We start from the raw sequence: 6,471 nt of genomic DNA on the forward strand, positions 1-6,471 counted from the left end.
CAGTTTATTTTATTTATCAATAAAAGATGAAAACAAATCAAGGATAAAATATTTTTTTGCTGGTTTTTCCTAGGTAATAGATTTATATTAAGTGTATTTCTTAGGAATCAATCTAGATGCTGTGTGTAAGTTCCAAACATCTTTAATTTTAATTAAATCTAAATAAATAGATCATTAAAAAAACGTAAAGCTTAATGGTTTTCTAGTAGGAACGAAGTAACCTGTCAGTCCCAGAAGATTAGCCCAAGCGGTTGCGTCCTTGAGATAAGGTGAGATTTATAATCGACAAGCCCAAAATACCCAAAAATAAAACCAATCCGATCGTGCAAGCATAACTGAATTCAAACTCATCAAAGGCTTGCTCGTACAAGTAGTAAACAACCGTCTTGGAACTGTTGCGAGGTCCGCCTTGGGTCATGATATAGACTTCTTCAAAAACCTTTGTGGCAGAAATAGCAGAAATCACCGCCACCAACACCAAATAAGGACGCATTAACGGCACCGTCACGTCCCAGTGCTGCCGATAACCATCAGACCCATCAATGGCAGCCGCTTCGTAAAGTTCAGCAGGAATCGACTGCAACCCTGCCAAATAAATCACCATGTAGTAACCTAAGCCCTTCCATACTGTCACCGCCATGACGCTAAAAATTGCCCAATCTGGACTCGTCAGCCAGGGAATGCCTTTCTCAAAGCCGAGTTGTTGGAGGAGTTGATTGAACAAACCGTTCTCAGCATACAGCCACCGCCACGCAATCCCAGCAACGACCATTGAAATCACGACCGGTGTATAAAAAGCGGCTCGAAACCAGCTAATTCCACGCAGCCTCTGATTTACCAAAATTGCTAGACTCAGGGGCAGCACCACCAACAGTGGCACGACACCGACGAGATACAGCAGTGTATTTCCCAACGTCTGCCAAAAAACACGGTCTGTCCACAGCCGTTGAAAGTTTGCCAAACCTATCCACTCAGGAGTCTGGGTTAGATCATATCCATACTGAGTGAAACTCACGTAAAAGGCTTGCAGTGCCGGATAAAAAACAGTCAGCCCTAAGATAGCCACGGCAGGTAGCATAAATAGGTAAGGCGTGAGGTGTCGTTTGATAAGAATTGAATCCTTTGGCATCGGAGCAGCGAAAATATTTGGCAATTGCGCTGAGAGGGTGATCAAGTTAACTCAGTTAAGTGTAGTCTACTTAACTGTTTTCTTCCCCTGACCTTACTGTACTCTTATTATTTACCCTCTTATATGACAGCAAGTAGCTTGAGTTGAGTCTGGTAAGACTGGTTTTGTGGTGGTGGCTAGAGTTTGTCTCTCAAGAACATTCAAACTGACAACCTATCTCAAAGCCATGCTGATAGTCGGAGTTAACACTATCTTCCAGTCAAGATGATGCCCAAGCCATCCGAGAAAGACTAGAGCGTATTGTCACACTTACTGTTCAAGTCAAACCATTCCTTGTATTCACGGTGCTATCTATCGTTAAAATTTTTGTAACTTGAAGCAATCGCGTTAGGGATCGCAAAGCAGACAACCACAGCAGAAGTAGAAGGTGATCGCGCCCTGCACTCAATCCTAAAGGATTTGGAGGTGCTATTCATTGGAGTTTCAAGCAACCGTGGAACGTTTAGAAGTCAAATACAACTCTCTGTTTAAAAACACTACACCCGTAGAAATCCTGTCCCAGATGCCCTATCCCTTACCACCTGCTTTCTGTGGAAGGGAAGCCCAACTGGTAAAAACGTGGTTCCAAACTATTCCAGTTCCTTTAGCTATCCTCCGCATTGCAGATGGTGCTATTTTATACGCCAATGAACCCTATCGTTCAACCTATGATCTGACTCCCGACTTCTACCGCAACCAGAGCGAACGGGACTTTTTATGGCAAGTGTTGACTACCCAAGGATACCTCCGCGACTACCCAGTCAGACTGCAAAAAACAGACGGTACGCTCATCCCAGGTTTAGCCTCCCTGCGATTTGTAAGTTTTAATAGCGAACTCGTGCTGCTGGGAATTTTTCAAGCAAGCCCTCAGCCAGTCGAAAACCATTCGCTCATACCTAACGTCCTCTGTGGGAATGCGGTTAAATTCTGGACTTTAGCAGAAACAATAGCCGCCGCTGCCTTTATCTGCCAAAACAACCGACTCCTCTATCTCAACAAGGCACTGTGTACAATCACCGGTTACACTCATGCAGAATTACTAGGACAGAATATTTGGGAGTTAGTACGGGCAGATAGCGAAGTTTTGACAGCCCATCTCAGCCAACCCTCTTCCTGCCATTTTGAGGTCAAAATCCTCACCAAAACCGCTGAGGTGCGCTGGCTGGATGTTAGTACCCGGACGATTGATTTCCAAGGAGAGTCTGGTGTGCTGGTTACTGCCTTCGACACCACCGAACAAAAACAGGCAGAAGCCGCGCTGAAAGAAAGCCAGCGAATGCTCTCTACCCTCATGAGCAACTTACCCGGCATGGCTTACCGCTGTCATTTTGACGAACACTGGACGATGGAGTTTGTCAGCGAAGGGTGTTTTAGTCTCACGGGTTACTCCCCCCAGGATTTAATTGCAAATCGAACCATTTCGTTTGCCGAAATCATACATCCGGGCGATCGAGATCGCATTTTTCAAGAGGTGCAAGGGGCTCTCCAGCAGAACCAACCCTATCAGCTAGAATATCGTATTATTACAGCCACGGGTAGCCAGAAGTGGGTCTGGGAACAAGGTCGGGGTATCCTATCTGCGATCGATGAACTGCAATCCCTAGAAGGTTTTATCGCAGATATCACCGAACGCAAGCGGGCGTTAGAAGAAATTCACTTATTGCAAACCTTAACCCAAGCCATTGATGGAGCCTCTGATTTCCAATCTGCCCTATACGTGACGTTGAGTAAAGTGTGCGAGGCGACAAACTGGGACTTGGGTGAAGCTTGGATTAAGAGTACTGACGGCAAGGTTTTAGAATGCTCGACGGTTTGGGAAAGAAGTATTGAGGAAGGTAAACACCAGGAAGCAAGAGATAGGAGGGCAGGAGAGTCTCATTTTTCTGTCCTGTTAGACAAATTATCCATTGATTTGCAGGAATTTTGCCGTCATAGTCAAACACTGCGGTTTACTCCAGATAAAGGACTGCCAGGACGAGTCTGGTTGTCTCGCCAGCCTGAGTGGATTCCCGATGTTTCCTGCCAACCGGATGCCTTTTTCGTGCGATCGCATCTAGCAAAAGCTTGCGGACTCAAGGCTGGATTTGCTGTACCGATCATTGCCCATGACGAAGTTTTGGCAGTGCTTGCCTTTTTTATGTTTGAATCTCGCCAAGAGGATCGACGATTGGTGGAGCTGATTTCTACAGTAGCCGCGCAGTTAGGAGCAGCAATCGAGCGTAAGCAGTCAGAGGAAGCCCTCCAACAAGCAGAAGCAAAATATCGCAGCATTTTTGAAAATAGCTTGGAAGGCATTTTCCAAACCACTACTGACGGGCATTTTATCAGTGCCAACCCAGCCTTGGCACGGCTGTATGGCTACTCCAATCCGAGTGAACTGATGGAACGCCTAACGGATATTGAGCATCAGCTCTACGTCGATTCTCAGCGACGGGCAGAGTTTATTTGCCTACTGCAAGAAAATGATGCTGTTTCAGATTTTGAGTCCCAGGTTTACTGTAAAGACGGCAGCGTGATATGGATTACGGAGAATGCCCGTGCGGTTCGGGATAGTAACGGCGAACTGCTCTACTACGAAGGCACCGTAGAAAACATTACGGAGCATAAGTTAGCAAAAGAGCAACTGCAAGAACGGGCATTTTACGATGCCTTGACAGGATTGCCCAACCGTGCATTATTTATGGATCGATTGAATCAGGCGGTGGAGCGGGCGAAACGACGTTCTGAGTGTGGATTTGCGGTTCTGTTTTTGGATTTGGATCGCTTCAAAGTCGTTAATGATAGCTTAGGACATCTCGTAGGCGATCGCTTACTGATGGGAATTGCCCGTCGATTAGAAACCTGCCTGCGGACAGAAGATACCGTTTCTCGTTTGGGAGGGGACGAATTTACGATTCTGTTAGAGAATATCGAAGAGACTCAACAAGCGACTCGTATCGCCGAACGCATTCAGCAAGCACTAATGGCACCCTTCAATTTAGACGGACACGAAGTATTTACGGCAGCCAGTATTGGCATCGTGATCAGTCAAGAGGTGCCTCAAGAGTCTCGTGCAACTGACTACGATAAACCGGAGGATTTACTGCGAGATGCAGATACAGCACTGTACCGCGCCAAGGCTTTGGGGCGGGGACGCTATGAAGTATTTAACTTAACGATGCACCAGAGTGCTGTCAGCGCCTTGAAATTAGAAACGGACTTACGACGGGCTGTAGAGCATCAAGAATTTGAGATCCACTATCAGCCAATTTTATCCCTAACTGCTAACCGCATTGAGGGTTTCGAGGCACTGTTGCGATGGCAGCACCCAACGAAGGGTTTGGTTTATCCGGCTGAATTCATGGACATGGCAGAAGAAACGGGGCTGATTATTCCCATTGGCTGGTGGATGTTTCGCGAAGCTTGTAACCAGTTAAGGCGCTGGCAGTACTTTGTCAACACCACTTCTGAAATACAAGTAACAACAGATACATTAACCATGTACGTCAATCTTTCCAGCAAGCAATTTTGGCAACCCGATTTACTTTCTCAAATTGATCAGATACTTCAAGAAACAGAGCTGAGTGGCGGTGACTTGAAGCTTGAAATTACTGAAAGTTGTTTACTCGAAAATCCGGAGGAATCTGCTGTTATTCTCAGACAACTGAAAGCCCGAAAAATTGAATTGTGTATTGATGATTTTGGTACAGGCTATTCCTCCTTAAACTACCTGCATCGGTTTCCAATTGATACCTTGAAAATTGACCAGTCTCTTATTGGTAGCATTAGCGAGGGCGAGGGCATTGAGGAGATGGAAGATAAGGACAACACTCTACCCTTGCAAATTGTGCGCACGATTATCATGCTGGCACATAGCCTAGGCATGGAAGTTATCGCTGAAGGCGTCGAAACAACTCAACAATTAGCTCAACTCCGCGCCCTTCATTGCGAATATGCTCAGGGATACTTATTTCAAAAGCCTCAGGATGCCTTAACAACTGGGGTGTTGATGGTGAATTAACAAGGTAATTTAAGGGGGTGGGGAGTGGGGAAGAAAACTAAATGTACCTCACAATGCGACGAAACATCCTATAACTTTTCAGGGCAGCACGATGTACTTTTCGACTCACTAATGAGTTTGTAACCAATGGTTCAAATCCTCTGTACTGTTAAAATCTAACATCGCCTCTCCAAGGTTCTCGAATTGCTCAACGGATAATTCCGAGACGCGATTGGTAATGCTGGGTTCAAGTGTACCGAAACGACGGGTTAGTAGACGTAGGATTAAGTCAACTTTTCCAGCTTTAATACCACGTTCTATACCACGCTCCATACCGCGTTCCATACCAATCCTGAGCGCTCGTTCAATGACACCACGTTGATCTTGAATGAAAATTTCCTGTTTTTCTAAATCTTCCATTTCTTTAGGACTGAGATTGGCTTCACGAGCAATTTCAAAGGCTTTCTGAATGGGAGGATTTTGCTGTAAAGGTTCTGGAACTGAGTTTAAGAGACGGGCGCTTTTAAGGAAATAGATCCATTTATCAGCTAGAGTCTCTAACTCATCTAAGGCTTTGTCAAATTTGGGAAGTTCAACAAATACGAGTTCCAAATCACCAATTGGATAATTGACAAGAACGTGCTTTTCTTTGAGAACAAAATAGGAAATAAAATGATCGATGGCGTCAAACATCTTAAAATCCGTTATAGTTAGAGCGATCACTGGATTTAAGAGGCGGTAATCTTCTCCAGTTTTGAGTTGGACAGAATAGGCTTTAGCTGCATTGTAGAGAATCCGCTTTTCAAAGGATTCGACGTGTAGCACTTGCATTTCGATAATGACCGTTTTATTTCCAGTAATTTTGGCTTTAACGTCAAGGTAAGTATTTTTTGCACCTTTGATTTGGGGTGCAAGATAGGGATCGAGGATTTCTAAATCTTCGATAACGGGTCTATCTTGATAGAGAATTGCATTTAAGAAGCTAATAAGAACATCTTTGCTATCGGGAGAACCGAATATTTTTTTGAAGGCAAAGTCAGTTTTGGGGTTGATAAAAGTCATAGATAATTTGTCCTAAGTCATGAATTATTTAGCAATTGTAAGAGGAGGGTTAGCCATTAGTCCTACACAGACGAGGTTGACTAATATAAACTAGTATGCATAAGCGATCGCTACCGATCTCAATTCAACGGTTAGCCCTCTTCTGTCACTTTCCGAGTATTCTGAATAAAGGGATTAAAAGAAAAAACTCTGGAAGCTAAGTAGGACAATGGATGTAGAATTACAAATTCTGAAACATTTGGCAAGAGACGCCCATCAAACC

Annotated in this window: 3 protein-coding genes; 1 reads left to right on the forward strand and 2 read right to left on the reverse strand. The window is 44.6% G+C overall.

All coding sequences use genetic code 11. The features are described from left to right. Positions 1-238: 238 nt before the first annotated feature. Positions 239-1,129, reverse strand: coding sequence for a carbohydrate ABC transporter permease (locus tag IQ257_RS14970; protein ID WP_193879432.1), 891 nt, complete (start codon positions 1,127-1,129; stop codon positions 239-241). A 475-nt stretch (positions 1,130-1,604) separates the two neighbouring features. Here IQ257_RS14970 and IQ257_RS14975 point away from each other — a divergent pair, with 475 nt between their 5' ends. Beyond that, positions 1,605-5,168, forward strand: a complete 3,564-nt coding sequence (locus tag IQ257_RS14975; protein ID WP_193879428.1) for an EAL domain-containing protein — start codon at positions 1,605-1,607, stop codon at positions 5,166-5,168. Between the two features lie 108 nt (positions 5,169-5,276). Here the strand turns inward: IQ257_RS14975 and IQ257_RS14980 are convergent, their stop codons facing one another. Then, on the reverse strand, positions 5,277-6,209 hold the full coding sequence (locus tag IQ257_RS14980) for an Rpn family recombination-promoting nuclease/putative transposase (protein ID WP_193879425.1): 933 nt from the start codon (positions 6,207-6,209) through the stop codon (positions 5,277-5,279). Positions 6,210-6,471: the final 262 nt, after the last annotated feature.

It is taken from the genome of Coleofasciculus sp. LEGE 07092 (assembly GCF_015207375.1).
Classification (GTDB): domain Bacteria; phylum Cyanobacteriota; class Cyanobacteriia; order Cyanobacteriales; family Coleofasciculaceae; genus LEGE-07092.